The organism is Rhodoferax sp. SPJ21 (assembly GCF_058216335.1).
The window spans coordinates 181,765-197,960 of record NZ_JBYZMO010000002.1; the positions used below are offsets into that span (position 1 = coordinate 181,765).

General features: G+C 63.6%; 15 protein-coding genes. 8 read left to right on the forward strand and 7 right to left on the reverse strand.

Annotation, left to right across the window (positions count from 1 at the left end; all coding sequences use genetic code 11):
* Window positions 1-35 precede the first annotated feature (35 nt).
* Window positions 36-1,373 carry an MATE family efflux transporter gene (locus AC4BBN_RS08635; RefSeq protein WP_490591577.1) on the reverse strand — a complete coding sequence of 446 codons (1,338 nt, stop codon included), beginning with the start codon at window positions 1,371-1,373 and terminating at the stop codon, window positions 36-38.
* Between the two features lie 122 nt (window positions 1,374-1,495).
* Here AC4BBN_RS08635 and AC4BBN_RS08640 point away from each other — a divergent pair, with 122 nt between their 5' ends.
* Complete coding sequence (locus AC4BBN_RS08640; protein ID WP_490591578.1) at window positions 1,496-1,849, forward strand: aminoacyl-tRNA synthetase; 354 nt, start codon at window positions 1,496-1,498, stop codon at window positions 1,847-1,849.
* 48 nt (window positions 1,850-1,897) lie between these two features.
* On the opposite strand, the gene AC4BBN_RS08645 is transcribed toward AC4BBN_RS08640, so the two are convergent.
* Together AC4BBN_RS08645 and AC4BBN_RS08650 are read right to left on the reverse strand one after the other, a co-directional pair.
* On the reverse strand, window positions 1,898-3,181 hold the full coding sequence (locus AC4BBN_RS08645) for a sensor histidine kinase (protein ID WP_490591579.1): 1,284 nt from the start codon (window positions 3,179-3,181) through the stop codon (window positions 1,898-1,900).
* 26 nt (window positions 3,182-3,207) lie between these two features.
* Window positions 3,208-3,930, reverse strand: coding sequence for a response regulator transcription factor (locus AC4BBN_RS08650; RefSeq protein ID WP_490591580.1), 723 nt, complete (start codon window positions 3,928-3,930; stop codon window positions 3,208-3,210).
* 274 nt (window positions 3,931-4,204) lie between these two features.
* Here AC4BBN_RS08650 and AC4BBN_RS08655 point away from each other — a divergent pair, with 274 nt between their 5' ends.
* From AC4BBN_RS08655 to AC4BBN_RS08670, 4 genes are all read left to right on the forward strand, one after another.
* A complete protein-coding gene (locus tag AC4BBN_RS08655; RefSeq protein WP_490591581.1) occupies window positions 4,205-4,564 on the forward strand; it encodes an EF-hand domain-containing protein in 360 nt (119 codons plus the stop codon).
* A 368-nt stretch (window positions 4,565-4,932) separates the two neighbouring features.
* The gene (locus tag AC4BBN_RS08660) at window positions 4,933-5,397 is read left to right on the forward strand and encodes a hypothetical protein (protein WP_490591582.1); all 465 of its coding nucleotides are present in this window, start codon (window positions 4,933-4,935) and stop codon (window positions 5,395-5,397) included.
* 16 nt (window positions 5,398-5,413) lie between these two features.
* Complete coding sequence (locus AC4BBN_RS08665; protein WP_490591583.1) at window positions 5,414-7,039, forward strand: GMC family oxidoreductase; 1,626 nt, start codon at window positions 5,414-5,416, stop codon at window positions 7,037-7,039.
* A 293-nt stretch (window positions 7,040-7,332) separates the two neighbouring features.
* Window positions 7,333-8,091, forward strand: coding sequence for a sulfite exporter TauE/SafE family protein (locus AC4BBN_RS08670; RefSeq protein WP_490591584.1), 759 nt, complete (start codon window positions 7,333-7,335; stop codon window positions 8,089-8,091).
* A gap of 57 nt (window positions 8,092-8,148) precedes the next feature.
* Here AC4BBN_RS08670 and mrdA read toward each other — a convergent pair whose 3' ends face one another.
* From mrdA to AC4BBN_RS08690, 4 genes are read right to left on the reverse strand one after another with little or no spacing between them, the layout of a single operon-like run.
* Entirely contained in the window at window positions 8,149-10,215 is a 2,067-nt protein-coding gene (mrdA, locus tag AC4BBN_RS08675; protein ID WP_490591585.1) for a penicillin-binding protein 2, read from the reverse strand.
* On the reverse strand, window positions 10,212-10,739 hold the full coding sequence (gene mreD, locus AC4BBN_RS08680; protein ID WP_490591586.1) for a rod shape-determining protein MreD: 528 nt from the start codon (window positions 10,737-10,739) through the stop codon (window positions 10,212-10,214). Before mreD ends, mrdA begins: the two co-directional genes overlap by 4 nt.
* 25 nt (window positions 10,740-10,764) lie before the next feature.
* Complete coding sequence (gene mreC / locus AC4BBN_RS08685) at window positions 10,765-11,679, reverse strand: rod shape-determining protein MreC (RefSeq protein WP_490591587.1); 915 nt, start codon at window positions 11,677-11,679, stop codon at window positions 10,765-10,767.
* 35 nt (window positions 11,680-11,714) lie between these two features.
* Window positions 11,715-12,758, reverse strand: a complete 1,044-nt coding sequence (locus AC4BBN_RS08690) for a rod shape-determining protein (protein WP_295952839.1) — start codon at window positions 12,756-12,758, stop codon at window positions 11,715-11,717.
* 199 nt (window positions 12,759-12,957) lie between these two features.
* Here AC4BBN_RS08690 and gatC point away from each other — a divergent pair, with 199 nt between their 5' ends.
* From gatC to gatB, 3 genes are read left to right on the forward strand one after another with little or no spacing between them, the layout of a single operon-like run.
* Complete coding sequence (gene gatC / locus AC4BBN_RS08695) at window positions 12,958-13,257, forward strand: Asp-tRNA(Asn)/Glu-tRNA(Gln) amidotransferase subunit GatC (protein ID WP_490591588.1); 300 nt, start codon at window positions 12,958-12,960, stop codon at window positions 13,255-13,257.
* A gap of 6 nt (window positions 13,258-13,263) precedes the next feature.
* Window positions 13,264-14,736 carry an Asp-tRNA(Asn)/Glu-tRNA(Gln) amidotransferase subunit GatA gene (gatA, locus tag AC4BBN_RS08700; protein WP_490591589.1) on the forward strand — a complete coding sequence of 491 codons (1,473 nt, stop codon included), beginning with the start codon at window positions 13,264-13,266 and terminating at the stop codon, window positions 14,734-14,736.
* Between the two features lies 1 nt (window position 14,737).
* Window positions 14,738-16,195, forward strand: a complete 1,458-nt coding sequence (gatB, locus tag AC4BBN_RS08705) for an Asp-tRNA(Asn)/Glu-tRNA(Gln) amidotransferase subunit GatB (RefSeq protein ID WP_490591590.1) — start codon at window positions 14,738-14,740, stop codon at window positions 16,193-16,195.
* Window position 16,196: the final 1 nt, after the last annotated feature.

Sequence of the window (16,196 nt, forward strand, 5' to 3'; positions counted from 1 at the left end):
AGCTACTAGCGCATATATAACATGCGCCAGCGGCATTATTCATGCGCAAGCTGGCGGACCAAACGCGTAGCCACCAACATCGCCAGCAGGCCAAAAATGGCGCTGCCCACACCGGCCCCGGCCAGCACCCCCACCGGGCCGTAGTGCGCACCCCACCAGGCAAACGGGATGGTGCCCAGCGTGGCCCGGGCCCAGTTGAAGCCGGTGGACCACAGCGGGCGGCCCAGGTTGTTGAACGCGGCATTCGCCACGAACAGCGCGCCGATGAAGAAGAAGCTGGGCGCCAGCCAGCTGCAGTACATGCGGACCAGATGCGCCGCATCACCGTCGACCCCAAAGGCCTGCACCAGCAGGCCCTGGCCCAGCGCCAGAAACAACCACGCAGCCCCCACGGCCATCACCATGAAGCGCAGGCTGTCGCGCAGGCCCTGGCGCACCCGGTCGAAGGCGCGGGCCCCCAGGTTTTGGCCCAGGATAGGGCCGACCGCACCGCTGAGCGCGTACACCATGCCAAATGCCACGGGCGTCAGCCGGTCGATGATGGCCTGGCCGGCGACTGCCGAGGCGCCAAACTGTGCGATGGAATGCGTCACAAAGGCCGCCCCCACCGGCGTCGCCAGATTGCTCAGCACACCGGGGCCGGCCACCGCCGCCAGGGCCCGGGCATCGGCCAGCAAGTAACCGCGTTCCAGCCGGCCCAGCAGATGGTGGCGCATCACGCCGCGCAACCCCACCACCGCCAATATGCTGCGTGACACCACCGCCGTGGCCGCAGCGCCGTCCAGCCCCATGTGCAGGCCGAAGATCAGGATCGGGTCCAGCACCGCCGTGACCACCGCCGCGCCCAGCGTCACGTTCATGGCGCCCCGCGCATCGCCCACCGAGCGCAGCAGGGCCGAGCAGGCCATGCCTATGCCCAGCAGCGGCAGGGAATGCACGGTGACGCCCAGGTAGCGCGCGGCCAGCCGCTCGGTCTCGCCCGCAGCGCCCAAGGTGCGCAGCAGCGGGTGCAGAAACGGCGCCGTGCCGCTGCCTACCAGCGCCGCTGCCAGCACCATCCAGAACAGGCTGGACATGGCCAGGCGCCGCGCATCCTCGGCCCGGCCAGCACCCACCCTACGTGACACCACTGCAGCAATACCGATGGTCAGCCCTATGCACAGCGAGGTGTGAAAGAAGCCCACCACCCCGGCAAAGCCCACGGCTGCGGCAATCGACTGCTCGCCCAGCCGGGCGATGTAGAACAGGTTGATCAGGTCCACCACAAACACCGCCACCAGGCCGATGGCCGAGGTGGTGGACATCACCGCCACATGGCGAAACAAGGGGCCAGTCACAAAACGGGCAGGGGCAGGACCAGGGGATTCAGGCATGGCGCAAACCGGTAAAACGGGGCACCATGGTAACTGTGCTGCACTATTAAATATATAGCTGCTTGCGCTGGCTATATCTGCGCAAACGGCTGGTTTTACTTGCAACTACGTAGGAGCTAACCATGCGCATCACCGACGAAGAGTACTTCCGCAGCTGTGTCGCCAAGGAGCGCCAGCTGGCCCATTTGCTGGGCCACCACCAGATCGAGGAATGCTACGAGAGCGCCGGCACGCTGTGGGAAGGCACGCACAAGCTACCGCAGTGGACCCGCAGCTGGGCCGCCTGCGGGCCGCTGCTGGCGCAGCACGGCATCCAGCTGGTGTTTGGCAGCGACGCGGCGGGCGCCTGGGTGCGCGCCGGCACCACCACCCAGCACATGGCCGACCACCCCAACGCCGACCGCGCGGTGATGGTGGCCGTGGTCAAGGAGCTGATACACCGGCTGGAGCACCCCAAGGCCGTGCGCGCCGCGTGACTACGCCGTAGCGCGGTCGTCAGCCAACGGGGCTCTGCTGCCGCAGGCTCAGCCCTGCAACGGTAGCCGCACCACCACCTGGTGCCGCGCTCCATCCTGTGCGAAGCGCAGCTCGCCATGCAAGCGCACCACAATTTGCTGCGCAATCGCCAACCCCAAGCCGAAGCCAGGCAGACCGCGGCTGGCGTCACCGCGTGCGAACGCTTCCATCAAACGCCCATCCCCGTTCTGCGGCAAGCCCGGCCCTGTATCCGACACGGTCATGGTGGCCCAGCCGCCCTCTTCCGCAATATCGACTTCAACCGGCAAGCCACCATGTTTGAGTGCGTTGTCCACGAGGTTGATGATCAGGCGCTGCACCAGCAATCCATGGGCCTGTTGCAGCCACACACTGTCTGGCGAACTCAACTGCAATTCATGCACCGGACGCTCAAAGCCGACAACGGCCTCCAGCGCCACTGCAGCCAGGTCCACCACTTCATCCATGGCCACCGTGCTGGCGCGAATGAACTCCAAGAAACTGGAGGTCAAGCGATCCGCGTGGTCCACATTGCGGGTGATGCTGGCGACGCCGGCCGCGTTGTCGGCAGACTCGGGCAACATCTCGGCGGCCAGCCGGATGCGGCTCAGCGGGCTGCGCAGATCGTGGGACACACCGGCCAACAGCAGCGCACGCTCGCGCTCGTTGCGCTGCAAACGCTCGGCAAGCAGGCGGTAGGCATTTTCAATTTCCACCAGCTCCGGCGGCGCTTTGCGGCTTTGCATGGAAGGCCACGGCAGGGTTGGCTCCACACCGTTATGCGCATGCAACTGCATACGGTTGCGCAACTGGCTCAGTGGGCGGGTCACGCGAATGGCAAAACCCCAACTTACCAAGCCGCTCACAAGCACCAACAGCACCAGGCCGACCGTCATACGCGGGGCCCATTCAGGCAGCGCCGACGGCACATTGCCGCTAAGCCACACCGGTGCACTGCCCGGCACCAACACATGTACCCACAAGGTGAAGTGGCCATCCCGGCGATTGAGCCAAACATCATCGACCACCACCTGGTACTTGGCCAAGGCCCTCACAAAATCGGCCACCGCAGGTCTCTGGTAGATCCGCAGCTTCCAGCCATCGGGCAGCTGCGTATGGCGGCGTATGGTCAAGCCGAGTCCATCCACCGGCACCGCCTGGTTGACATCGGCCTGCACTGCCACCTTGATGCTCGGGGCCAGCAAAATGGCAAATTCAGGTGCCGACAGCTGGTTGCGCTCTATCACCAATAGACCGCCGATGACCAGTAGTGAGCTAACCAACAGCACGGTTTGCGCAAGTGCCAGGCGCATGAAAAGCGAGTCGAATTTTCGGAAGATCATCCGTTGACAGGGGAACTCGGTGCCCCTCCCCGCGGCACAAAGGCGTATCCCTCCCCGCGCACGGTTTCTATCCACTCGCTACCCGGCGCCATCTGCGCCAAGCGGCGGCGCAACCGCCCCACCTGCACATCCACAGTCCGATCCAGCGGGCGATAGGCCGTGGCTTGCACGGCATTACTCAGTTGCTGGCGCGACACCGCCTGCCCGGGCACGCGGGCCAATTCGACCAATAGCTTGTATTCAATGCTGGTCAAGTCCGCTACGCGGCCATCTACCAGCACTTCACGACGCAGCAGTTCGATGGTCAGACTGCCAAAATTCCATTGGGTCACGGGCGCCGGTACCGCTGTCGACTGCCGGCGTATCAAGGCGCGCAACCGCGCCACCAGTTCACGCTTTTCGAAAGGCTTGGCCAGGTAGTCGTCAGCCCCCAGCTCCAGACCCAGCACGCGGTCAAATGGATCACCCCGCGCCGTCAGCATGAGCAGGCCCAAACCCGGGTACATGCCGCGCCAGCGCCGGCACAGCTCCATCCCACTGGCATCGGGCAGCATCACGTCGAGCAAAACCACGGCTGGCAAACCCTGTTGCAGCAGCTGCTCGGCCTGCACGCCGGTGTACGCAGCCTGAACCGCCCAGCCTTCTCCCTCCAGCAAGCGCACCAGCATGGACGAAAGTTCGAGATCGTCGTCAACGATCAACACAACAGCTTTAGACATCGGCAGCGGAGCGGTGGGGTCTGGGTACAAAGAACATAGCCGGGCTATCGTAAGTCAAGTGTCCGCAATGGTGGTGCGACATAACAGGCGCGTATGTAACAGCCGTGTCGTGAAACGTCTCGACACGTCTCACATGGCGAGGGGTAATTTGAGGAAACTTACTTCGCACCCAAATCCGTGGCGCACATGAACAGAAGCCCGCCCCATGGGATGACTGTCCAGCCGGAAATGGATCGCAATTTTTCCTCTCTTAACTACGACTCGCACACACCATATGCACAGCAAAATCAAACTCAGCCTTCTCGCCGCCGCCATGTTCTGCGTGGGCGCTCAAACAGCCAATGCAGGTTTGCAAGACAAGGCTGCGGCACAAGAGCTGAAAGTTCTGGAAGCACGCTTTGCCCAGGCCGACAAAAACCATGACGGCAAGTTGTCCCTGGACGAAGCCAAGGCAGGCATGCCCGTGGTGGCCAAGCACTTCACCCAGATCGACAAAAGCAACAGCGGCTTTGTGAGCCTGGAAGATATCAAGGCCGCCATGGCCAGCGGAAAAATGGCAGCGTCCACCAGCGCAGCCGCCGATGCAACGACCACATCTGCCGCACCCGCAGCTACCGCCCCTGCAGCCAACTAAGTCCAGCATCTTCCGGCGAGGGGCCGCCCCCCCCGCCGGCATCCATCACAAAGACAAATGGGAGAGATGGGGATGAATAGAAATCGCCACCTACTGCAGCTTCTAGTATTCATCACGGCTTGCTTGGGCGCCAACCTGCTAACGGGTACCACCTACGCCGCACACAGCAAAGAAGACTTTTACTGGAATACCAAAAGCTAAGGCAGTGGCATTGGTGCCGTACCCAAGCTGGTATGTACACAAGGACAAGGACAAGGACAACACACAGCGTCTTGAAGTCAGCCAGCCCTCCAAACGCAGGAATTGCAGGGATTTTCAACCGCTTTGCTGCAATTCATTGGTAAGGCCAATCGTTACCATGGCTCTCCATGAACAACCCAAGCCTGCGCCACGATTCGCCCTGGAACACCGAGCTGTTGTTGCCCCGTGTGACAGACAACCACCAACTGCTGGAGCTGCAGATTCTGCTGGGCGGCCTGCAACTGGTGCTTAGCCGCGTCCACCCGGCCTTCGTCGCGACACGCTTCACAGCCACACGGCAGCTGACGCTGCGGCTGATACGCGGCATCGAATACGACGATGCCCAAAAGGCCCATGTGGGCAGCTCCGACCTGCAACGCACGCTGAACGAAACCGAGAAGTCGCTGGATCCCGGCAGCCTGATGGTGCTGCGCAAGCTGCTGACGCAAACCCTCAAGGACGAGCAGACCGCCACCCCGCTGGCACACGCCGAGTTCACCTACAGCGACTTCATCGCCGAAGAGCAACTGGCCGCCAAGTTCGGCAACCACCAGGCCGAGCAACTGGGCAGCGCCGTACTGGCCCCCCACTAAGCCAACGCCACCGGCGGTGGACACGTATTTCGACACCATCATCATCGGCGCCGGCACCGCTGGCTGCCTGCTGGCCAAGCGCCTGAGCGAAGACCCGCAGCGCCGCGTGCTGCTGCTGGAAGCCGGCCAGCACGACAACTACCCCTGGATCCACATCCCGGTGGGCTATCTGTACTGCATAGGCAACCCGCGCACCGACTGGCTTTACCGCACCCAACCCGAGCCCGGCCTGAACGGCCGCGCACTGCGCTACCCGCGCGGCAAGGTGCTGGGCGGCAGCTCCAGCATCAACGGCATGATCTATATGCGCGGCCAGGCCCGCGACTACGACCACTGGGCCAAGCTGACCGGCGACCCGGCCTGGCGCTGGGAACAAACCCTGCCCTACTTCCGCCGCCATGAAGACCACTACCTGGGCGGCGACGCGCTGCACGGTGCGGGCGGCGAATGGCGCATTGAAAAGCAGCGCCTGCGCTGGGACGTGCTGGACGCCTTCGCTCTGGCGGCGCAGCAGGCTGGCATACCGGCCAGCCCCGACTTCAACCGCGGCGACAACCACGGCGTGGGCTATTTCGAAGTCACGCAAAAGCGCGGCTGGCGCTGGAACACGGCCAAGGCCTTTCTGCGCCCGGCCTGCATGGGCCGGCCCAACTTCACGCTATGGACCTCGGCCCAGGTGGAGAAGCTGAACACCGCCACCCAGCCCGACGGCAGCTTGCGCTGCACCGGCGCCCAGGTGCGGGTGGACGGGCAGATGCTCACGGTCCACGCCGCGCAAGAAGTCATCCTGTGCGCTGGCAGCATAGGCTCGCCACAGATCCTGCAGCTGTCCGGCATTGGCCCGGGCGCGCTGCTGCAGCGGCACGGCATTGCCGTGGTGCACGACCTGCCAGGCGTGGGGGCCAATCTGCAAGACCATTTGCAGATACGCGCCGTCTTCAAGGTGCACGGCGTGCCCACGCTGAACGTGCTGGCCAACAGCCTGTGGGGCAAGGCCCGCATCGGCCTGGAATACGCGCTGCACCGCAGCGGCCCGATGAGCATGGCGCCCAGCCAGCTGGGGGCCTTCACCCGCAGCGACCCGGCACAGCCCTACCCGAACATCCAGTACCACGTGCAGCCGTTGTCGCTGGACGCGTTTGGCGAGCCGCTGCACCGCTTTCCGGCATTCACCGCCAGCGTTTGCAACCTCAACCCCACCAGCCGTGGCACGGTGCAGATCCAGAGCCCGCGCATGGACGACCCGCCGGCCATTGCCCCCCAGTACCTCAGCACACCTGAGGACCGCCAGGTGGCCGCCGATTCGCTGCGCATGACCCGGCGCATCGTCGCCCAACCGGCGCTGGCGCCCTACCGCCCCGAGGAATGGAAGCCCGGCGTGCAGTACCAGAGCGATGCCGAACTGGCCGCGCTGGCTGGCGACATCGCCACCACCATCTTCCACCCCGTGGGCACCACCCGCATGGGCCGGGCCGACGACCCGCTGGCCGTGCTGGACAGCCGCCTGCGCGTGCGCGGCGTGGCCGGCCTGCGGGTGGTGGACGCGGGCGCCATGCCCAGCATCACCAGCGGCAATACCAATGCGCCCACGCTGATGCTGGCCGAAAAGGCCGCCGAGTGGATACGCCAGCCGGAACTTTGATACAGATCAAACGCCAGTCCGAGGGAGGGTAAGTCCTGATTCATGTGCACCGACATGGGGCTACATTTACGCCACTTGCAGAGAGGACCAGCGCCTCTACCAGCGAGGGTCCGGGGAGACATACAGCAGAATTATCAAAATATGATCTAGGCATCCGAACGAGATGTTTTTCAAAAGCGCCGCTTCATCCCGGCGCTTTTTTATTTTCCGGACGAAATAGCCTCTAGCGCATATTCTGCCTGCGCAAGCAGCTACTAAATATGTAGCAACCCGGGGATGGGAAAATCCCCGCCATGGAACTCCTATTTGTCTCGTTGGCCTCGCTTCTGGCCGGTTTTATCGACGCCATCGTCGGCGGTGGTGGCCTGATCCTGGTGCCCGCCCTGTTCGCCACCTTCCCCACCACCCACCCCGCTACGCTGTTCGGCGTGAACAAGGGCGCCTCCATTTGGGGCACGGGCTTTGCCACCTGGCAGTACAGCCGCCGCGTCGAGATGCGCTGGGCTGCGCTGCTGCCAGCCGCGCTGGCCGGCTTCGTGGGCGCCTTCGGCGGTGCCTGGCTGGTGACGGTGATTTCGCCCGACTTCTTGCGCAAGCTGCTGCCCCTGGTGCTGGTCGCCGTACTGGGCTACACGCTGCTGAAAAAAGACCTGGGACGGGTGCATGCGCCGCGCTTCAGCGGCCGCCAAGAGGCGCTGGTGGCCAGCGCCATCGGGCTGACGATTGGTTTCTACGACGGCTTCTTCGGCCCCGGCACGGGCAGCTTCTTTGTGTTTCTGCTGGTGCGCTGGCTGGGCTACGACTTTCTGACCGCATCCGCCTCGGCCAAGCTGCTGAATACCGCCACCAACCTGGCGGCGCTGATTCTGTTCATCTCCACCGGCCACATATGGTGGCACTACGTGCTGTTCATGGCCATCGCCAATGTGGTGGGCAGCGTGCTGGGCTCCCGCCTGGCGCTGAAGCACGGCACAGGCTTTGTGCGCGGCGTATTCATCGCGGTGGTGAGTGCGCTGATCTTGAAGACGGGCTACGCCGCCTTTTTGCAATAGCCCGCCGGGGCTGCATTGCTACCAATTAGATAGCTTTCTGCGCAGGTATTACCTGCGCTAGCCGGCTTTTTTCTGTACAGCCACCGGGCGACTGGCAGGCGTGCGAGGTGCAGATGCACCTGGTGCCGCTAAGGCCACTGCGGCAGCGGCAGAAGCCGCCGCCGCGGGTGCCGACGCCGGCGCACCCGGCAGATCGGGCACATCGGCCACGGCGCGCGGCGTGCCTATGGGCGTCTGGGCCAGCCCCTTTTGCACCGCCGCCATGTCTTCTACCGAGGGGTACTGGTGCAGCAGCCAGTAGTCGAAAACGCGGCGCGCGATCGGTGCCGCACTGGCTCCGCCAAAACCGGCGTTTTCCACCACCATGGCCAGGGCGATCGTTGGGTTGTCCGCCGGGGCAAAGGCCATGTACAAGGCGTGGTCGCGGAAGCGCTCGGCGGTGCGCGAGGCGTTGTATTTCTCGTTCTGGCCTATGGTCACCACCTGGGCAGTGCCGGTCTTGCCAGCAGCCACATAGCCGGCGCCACGGAAGGCGGTGGCGCCCGTGCCCTCCACGTTCACGCCCACCAGGGCCTTCTTGATGACATCGATGTTCACGGCCTTGGCAATCGACTCGGCCTTGATTTCACGCAAGGTTTGCTGCGCGGTGTGGGAAACCACGTCCACCACCTCTTTCACCAGGTGCGGCTTCATCTTCACGCCGTCGTTGGCGATGATGCCGGTGGCCGAGGCCAGCTGGAGCATGGTGAAGTTGTTATAGCCCTGGCCAATGCCCAGCGAGATGGTCTCGCCGGCATACCACTTCTGCTGCTCGGGCCGTTTGTAGGCGCGGCGCTTCCAGTCGGTGGACGGCAGAATCCCGCGCACCTCGCCATTGATGTCGATACCCGTCAGGCTGCCAAAGCCGAACTTGCCCACCTCGTCGTGGATCAGGTCCACGCCCATGTCGTTGGCCAGCATGTAGTAATAGGTGTCGCAGGACTGGACGATGGATTTGTACATGTCCACCGTGCCATGGCCGCCCTCCTTGTCGTCGCGGAAGCGGTGGCCGGCCAGCAAGAAGAAGCCGGGGTCGAAAATCGCCTGCTGCGGTGTGCGCTTGCCTGTTTCCAGCGCGGCCAGGGCCATAAAGGGTTTGTAAGTGGAGCCTGGCGGGTAGGTGCCGCGCAGGGCCCGGTTCAGCAGCGGCTTGTCGGGCGACTCGTTCAGTGCCTGCCAGTTCTCGACGTCGATGCCTTCCACAAACAGGTTCGGGTCGAAGGTGGGCTTGCTGACAAAGGCCAGCACCTCGCCGGTCTTCGGGTCCAGCGCCACCATGGCACCGCGCCGGTCGCCATACAGGTCTTCCACCAACTTCTGCAGTTTGATGTCCAAAGACATGACCACGGTGTTGCCGGGCGTGGCCGGGTTGCTGGCCAGCTTGCGCACAGCGCGGCCGCCCGCCGAGGTTTCGATTTCTTCCACCCCGGTCAGGCCGTGCAACTGGGGCTCAAAGCTTTGCTCCACGCCCAGCTTGCCTATGTATTCCGTGCCGTTGTAGTTGTCGGCATCGTCCGAATCGTCGATGCGCGCCTTTTCGGCCTGGTTGATGCGGCCAATGTAGCCAATCACATGGCTGGCCAGTTCGCCATACGGGTAGCTGCGGAACAGCCGGGCTTTTACGTCCACGCCCGGAAAACGGTAACGCTGGGCGGAGAAGCGGGCCACCTCGATATCCGTCAGCCGGGTGCGAATCGGCAGCGACTCGAAATTGCGCGACTCCTCCAGCAGCTTCTTGAAGCGGCGCCGGTCGCGCGGCTGGATGTCCACCACCTGAGACAAGCCCTCGATGGTTTCCTCCAGGTCTCCCACCTTGCTGGGCGTGATCTCCAGGGTGTAGGCCGAATAGTTGCTGGCCAGCACCACGCCGTTGCGGTCCAGGATCAGGCCGCGATTGGGCACCACCGGGACAATCGCCGTGCGGTTGTTTTCGGCCTGCTCCAGCAAGTCCTCATGGCGCACGATTTGCAGATAGCCCAGGCGTGTCACCAGCCCGGTAAACGCCAGCGCCACCACCACCCCTGCCGCGACAAGCCGTGTGCGAAAGCGCGACAGCTCGGCGCCAACGTCCTTCAGTTCGGTCATAGAGGCCGGGTTTTATCGGGATTGGGTGCCATGCGCTGCGGCGCCAGCAGGACCACGCTGACCAATGGCCACAGCACGGACTCCAGCAGGGGCGCCAGCAACATCCACCAGCCGGGGAAGATGCCGCCGCCCAGCATGCGCAGCACCAGGTCGATCACATGCGCCGCCATAAACAAGGGCAACACCTGCATGGCCTGGGACGGCACGGTGAACCACAGCAGCCGGCGGTGCATGGCAATCGCCAGAAAGCTCAGCACGGTATAGGACAACGCGTGCTGGCCCAGCAGGCCGGTCTGGTGCACATCCATGCACAGCCCGAAAAAGAAGGCCGTGCCAATGCCCACGCGCAGCGGCTGGTGCACGCTCCAGAACACCAGCAGCACGGCCAGCAGGTCAGGCACCCACGGCACACGGCCCCAGGCCATGTTCACCGCCATGTTGAAGAACAGCGCCAGCACCAGGCTGAAGGCAATGAAAACCGGATTCGCAGGCAGCAGCAGCTGCTGGCCAGGACGCATGATCATAAGCAGCCCCCGCGCATATAAGCTCTCACTTCTTTGCTCCTTTTTTGGGAGCAACCACAGGAGCAGGCAACGGCAGATCAGGCAGGCCCACAGGTTGCAGCACCATCACATGGCGCGCGCCCGATACCTGGGCCACCGGGCTGCAGTAAATACGCGCAAAGGCCGAATCGGCACGGCGCTCGATACGGGCGATCTTGGCTACCTGCAGGCCCAGCGGGTAGACACCATCCACCCCGCTGGTAGTCAGCACATCACCCACCTGCACATCCGAATTACCGGCCATGAAGCGCAGCTCCAGCTGGCTGCCGGAGGCGCTGGTAGGGTCGCCATAGGCCACGCTGCGGGCGCCGGTGCGGGTGTTCAACACGGGAATCGCCTGGTCGCGGTCGATCAGCAAAGTGACCTCGCTGACCATGGGGTGGGCCCGCGTCACCTGGCCCAGCACGCCCAGACCGTCGAGCACCGGCGAGCCGGCCACCACGCCCTGGGTTGTGCCCTTGTCGATGATGATCTTGCGGGTATAGGGGTCAGCCGCGTCATACAGCACTTCGGCCGTCTGCTGGGGTGTTGAGATTTGGGCACGCAACTCCAGCAGTTGGCGCAAGCGTTGGTTCTCCAGCGCCAGCATTTCCACCTGGCCGGCGCGTTGCGACTGGACTGCCAGCTGCCGCTGGGCCTGGTCGGCCTGAGCCTGCAGGCTTGCCATGGACTCCATATAGGCGCCCCCACCACGCACCAGGCGCAGGGGCTCCATCACCACCCACTGCACGGGGTACAGCGCGGTGCCTAGAGCTGCGCGCAAGGGGCGCATCAGGGTAAAGCGCGCATCGGCCACCATCAGAAACAGGGCCAGGGCGCTAAAGAAAACCAGTTTGCTCAGGGCCGAAGGGCCCTGCTTGAAGAACGGCGGGGGGTTTCTGTCCAGCGTACCGAGTGGCATCGCTGTACCTCTGGTTGGAAGTCGCTAAACCCGGCTTATTCGCTGGTGAAGATGGAGCCCAAACGCTCCATCCGCTCCAGGGCGATACCGCAGCCGCGCACCACGCAGGTCAAAGGCTCTTCGGCCACCAGCACCGGCAGGCCGGTTTCTTCGGCCAGCAGGCGGTCCAGGTCGCGTAAGAGCGCGCCACCGCCGGTCAGCATCATGCCGCGGTCGGCAATGTCGGCGCCGAGTTCGGGCGGGGTTTGTTCCAGCGCGTTCTTGACGGAGGCGACAATGTTGTTCAGCGGGTCGGTCAGCGCTTCCAGAATTTCGTTGCTGGAAATGGTGAAGCTGCGCGGCACGCCTTCAGACAGGTTGCGGCCCTTGACTTCCATCTCTTTGACTTCGGAGCCGGGAAAGGCCGAGCCGATGTTTTTCTTGATGGCTTCGGCAGTGGGCTCGCCGATCAGCATGCCGTAGTTGCGGCGGATGTAGTTGATGATGGCGTCGTCGAAACGGTCGCCACCGACGCGCACGCTGCCCTTGTAAACCATACCGCCCAGCGAGATCACACCGACTTCGGTGGTACCGCCGCCGATGTCCACCACCATGGAGCCGCTGGCTTCCGACACTGGCAAGCCAGCGCCGATGGCCGCTGCCATGGGTTCTTCAATCAGGTAGACCTCGGAAGCACCCGCGCCCAAAGCCGATTCACGGATGGCGCGGCGTTCGACCTGGGTGGAACCGCAGGGCACACAGATGATGATGCGCGGGCTGGGGCGGAATACGCCACGTGGGTGCACCATCTTGATGAACTGCTTGAGCATCTGCTCAGTGACGGTGAAGTCGGCAATCACGCCGTCTTTCATCGGGCGAATCGCCTCGATGTTGCCAGGCACTTTGCCCAACATGGCCTTGGCTTCTTTGCCGACGGCCTGGATGGTTTTTTTACCCTGGGGTCCGCCTTCGTGGCGGATGGCGACTACGGACGGTTCGTCGAGCACAATGCCCTTGCCGCGTACGTAAATCAGGGTGTTGGCGGTGCCAAGGTCAATGGCCAGGTCGGTGGAAAAGTACCGACGAAAAGTCCCAAACATGCAAAATCCTCTCGGGCATGGCCTGCGCATCGGCCTGCCATCGCCCTGTATAACGGGTCAAATAGGGGTTTTCGGTGCAAATACCGGCAATTTCGCAGCGGATACACCAAAGGCGGGATAATACCGCATCCCCTGTGCAGAACGCCCGCGTACGCCGCGTAAACGGCACTTTACTTTCGTTTTCTCACCTGTCTTACACATGGCCCTGACGCACCAAGAACTCGACCGCATTGCCAATCTGGCACGGCTAGAACTCCAACCCGCCGAGAGCGAACGCCTGCTCTCGCAGCTCAACGGTTTTTTTGGCATTGTGGAAAAAATGCGCTCGGTGGACACCGCCGGAATTGAACCGCTGGCGCACCCGGTGGCGACCATCCAGGACATCACGCTGCGCCTGCGCGACGACGTGGTCAGCGAGCCGAACCAGCGCGAAGCTAACCAGCAAACCGCCCCTGCCGTGGAACGCGGCCTGTTTCTCGTCCCCAAAGTCATCGAATAAAGCGCCATGAGCCTCCCATCCCAACTCCACGACCTGTCGCTGGTCGAACTGGCCCAACAACTGCGCGCACGCACGGTCTCCGCCGTCGAAACCACCCAGCATTTCCTGGCCCGCGCCAAAACCCACGCGCCGCTGGGCGCCTACCTGGCCATGGACGAAGCCGTCAGCCTGCGCCAAGCCCAGGCCGCCGATGCGCGACTGGCCAACGGCACGGCCGGCACGCTGGAAGGCGTGCCCATGGCGCACAAGGACATCTTCGTCACCAAAGACTTCCCGACCACCGCCGGCTCCAAGATGTTGGCCGGCTACCGCTCACCTTTTGATAGCACAGTGGTCAATCAGCTGGCGCAGCAGGGCGTGGTTACCTTGGGCAAACTGAATTGCGACGAATTCGCCATGGGCTCGGCCAACGAGAACTCGGCCTTCCAACCCGTGCAAAACCCCTGGGACACCAGCCGCATCCCAGGCGGCTCTTCGGGCGGCAGCGCGGTCGCCGTGGCGGCGCGCCTGGTACCGGCAGCCACAGGCACCGACACCGGCGGCTCGATCCGCCAGCCAGCCTCGTTCTGCGGCATCACCGGCATCAAACCCACCTATGGCCGCGCGTCGCGCTACGGCATGGTCGCGTTTGCCTCCAGCCTGGACCAGGCCGGCCCGATGGCCCGCAGCGCCGAAGACTGCGCGCTGCTACTGAGCACACTGTGCGGCCCGGACCTGGACCGCGACTCCACCTCGCTGGACATTCCAGCCGAGGACTACAGCCGGCAACTGAACGACTCCATCGACGGCCTGCGCATCGGCGTGCCGGCGGAATTCTTCGGCGAGGGCCTGGCCCCTGACGTGCGCGCCGCTGTGGATAGCGCTCTGCAGGAATACACCAAACTGGGCGCCAAGCTGGTGCCGATCAGCCTGCCGCGCACCGAGCTGTCGATCCCGGTCTACTACATCATTGCGCCGGCCGAAGCGTCTAGCAACCTGAGCCGCTTCGACGGCGTGAAGTTCGGCCACCGCGCCGACAAGTACACCGACCTGGTCGATATGTACAAAAAAACGCGCGCTGAAGGTTTTGGCGACGAGGTGAAGCGCCGCATCATGATCGGCACCTATGTGCTGAGCCATGGCTACTACGACGCCTACTACCTGCAGGCTCAAAAAATCCGCCGCATGATTGCCGACGACTTCCAGCAAGCCTTCCAGCAGTGCGACGTCATCGCCGGCCCGGTGGCGCCCACCGTGGCCTGGAAACTGGGCGACAAGTCTGCCGACCCGGTCGCCAGCTACCTGGCCGACATCTTCACCCTGCCCTCATCGCTGGCCGGTCTGCCCGGCATGAGCATCCCCGCCGGCTTTGGCGAGGCCGGCATGCCCGTCGGCCTGCAGCTGATCGGCAACTATCTGCAAGAAGCCAAGCTGCTGAACGTGGCCCACCGCTTCCAGCAAGCCACCGATTTCCATCTCCAGCAACCCGCCGGTATCTGACATGAGCAAAGCTACAACCTCCCTGCTGGTGCAGGGCTATGAAGTCGTCATCGGCTTTGAAACCCATGCCCAGCTCTCCACGCAGAGCAAAATCTTCAGCCGCGCCTCCACGGCTTTCGGGGCCGAGCCCAACACCCAGGCCTGCGCGGTCGATCTGGCCTTGCCCGGTACGCTGCCGGTGATGAACAAGGGCGCGGTGGAACGCGCCATCCAGCTCGGCCTGGCGCTGGGCTCGCACATCGCGCCGCGTAGCGTGTTTGCGCGCAAAAATTACTTCTACCCCGATCTGCCCAAGGGCTACCAGATCAGCCAGTTCGAGATCCCCGTGGTGCAAGGCGGCAGCGTGGAGTTCTTCCTGGGTGACGAGAAGAAAACCGTACGCCTGGTGCGCGCGCATTTAGAAGAAGATGCGGGCAAATCGCTGCACGAAGACTTCATTGGCCAAACCGGCATCGACCTGAACCGCGCGGGTACGCCGCTGCTGGAGATCGTTACCGAGCCAGACATGCGCTCCAGCGCCGAGGCCGTGGCCTACGCCAAAGAGCTGCATAAGATCGTTACCTGGATCGGCATCTGCGACGGCAATATGCAGGAAGGCAGCTTCCGCTGCGACGCCAACGTTTCCGTCCGCAAGCCCGGTGGCCCATTGGGCACGCGCCGCGAGATCAAGAACTTGAACAGCTTCAAGTTCATGCAGCAAGCCATTGACTTCGAGGTGCGCTGGCAGATCGAGCAGATCGAAGACGGGCTGGAAATCCAGCAGGCCACCGTGCTGTTCAACCCCGACACCGGTGAAACCCGCGCCATGCGCACCAAGGAAGACGCGGCCGATTACCGCTATTTCCCCGACCCGGATTTGCCTCCGCTGGTAGTGGCGCCCGAGTGGGTGGAACGCGTGCGCTCTGAAATGGCCGAGCTACCGCGTGTCATGGCCGCACGCTTTGTGGCCGATTTCAGTCTGTCGGAATACGACGCAAATGCCTTGACGCAGAGCAAGGACATTGCCGGCTATTTCGAAGCCGCCATAGCCGCTGGCGCCCAGCCCAAGCTGGCAGCCAACTGGATCATGGGCGAGCTGGCACGGCGCCTGAACGGGCAGGATCTGGACATTGCCCAAGCCCCCGTGTCCGCTGCAAAGCTGGCGCAACTGCTGGTGCGCATTGCCGACAGCACCATCTCCAACAATGCCGCCAAGCAGGTGTTCGATACGCTGTGGAGCGATGCCGATGCGCAAGTGGACGCCATCATCGAGGCCAAGGGCCTGCGCCAGATGAACGACACAGGTGCGCTGGAAACTATCGTGGATACGGTGATTGCCGCCAACGCCAAGAACGTAGCCGAGTTCAAAGCCGGCAACAGCAAGGCATTGAATGCACTAGTGGGTCAGATCATGAAGGCCAGCCAGGGCAAGGCCAACCCGGGGCAGATCAATGAGATGCTGAAAGCCAAGCTGGCCTGAC

Coding starts and splice junctions, on each gene's coding strand:
- AC4BBN_RS08635 (WP_490591577.1), bottom strand. CDS start 1,373: ATGCCTGAATCCCCTGGTCCTGCCCCTGCCCGTTTTGTGACTGGCCCC.
- AC4BBN_RS08640 (WP_490591578.1), top strand. CDS start 1,496: ATGCGCATCACCGACGAAGAGTACTTCCGCAGCTGTGTCGCCAAGGAG.
- AC4BBN_RS08645 (WP_490591579.1), bottom strand. CDS start 3,181: ATGCGCCTGGCACTTGCGCAAACCGTGCTGTTGGTTAGCTCACTACTG.
- AC4BBN_RS08650 (WP_490591580.1), bottom strand. CDS start 3,930: ATGTCTAAAGCTGTTGTGTTGATCGTTGACGACGATCTCGAACTTTCG.
- AC4BBN_RS08655 (WP_490591581.1), top strand. CDS start 4,205: ATGCACAGCAAAATCAAACTCAGCCTTCTCGCCGCCGCCATGTTCTGC.
- AC4BBN_RS08660 (WP_490591582.1), top strand. CDS start 4,933: ATGAACAACCCAAGCCTGCGCCACGATTCGCCCTGGAACACCGAGCTG.
- AC4BBN_RS08670 (WP_490591584.1), top strand. CDS start 7,333: ATGGAACTCCTATTTGTCTCGTTGGCCTCGCTTCTGGCCGGTTTTATC.
- mrdA (WP_490591585.1), bottom strand. CDS start 10,215: ATGACCGAACTGAAGGACGTTGGCGCCGAGCTGTCGCGCTTTCGCACA.
- mreD (WP_490591586.1), bottom strand. CDS start 10,739: ATGATCATGCGTCCTGGCCAGCAGCTGCTGCTGCCTGCGAATCCGGTT.
- mreC (WP_490591587.1), bottom strand. CDS start 11,679: ATGCCACTCGGTACGCTGGACAGAAACCCCCCGCCGTTCTTCAAGCAG.
- AC4BBN_RS08690 (WP_295952839.1), bottom strand. CDS start 12,758: ATGTTTGGGACTTTTCGTCGGTACTTTTCCACCGACCTGGCCATTGAC.
- gatC (WP_490591588.1), top strand. CDS start 12,958: ATGGCCCTGACGCACCAAGAACTCGACCGCATTGCCAATCTGGCACGG.
- gatA (WP_490591589.1), top strand. CDS start 13,264: ATGAGCCTCCCATCCCAACTCCACGACCTGTCGCTGGTCGAACTGGCC.
- gatB (WP_490591590.1), top strand. CDS start 14,738: ATGAGCAAAGCTACAACCTCCCTGCTGGTGCAGGGCTATGAAGTCGTC.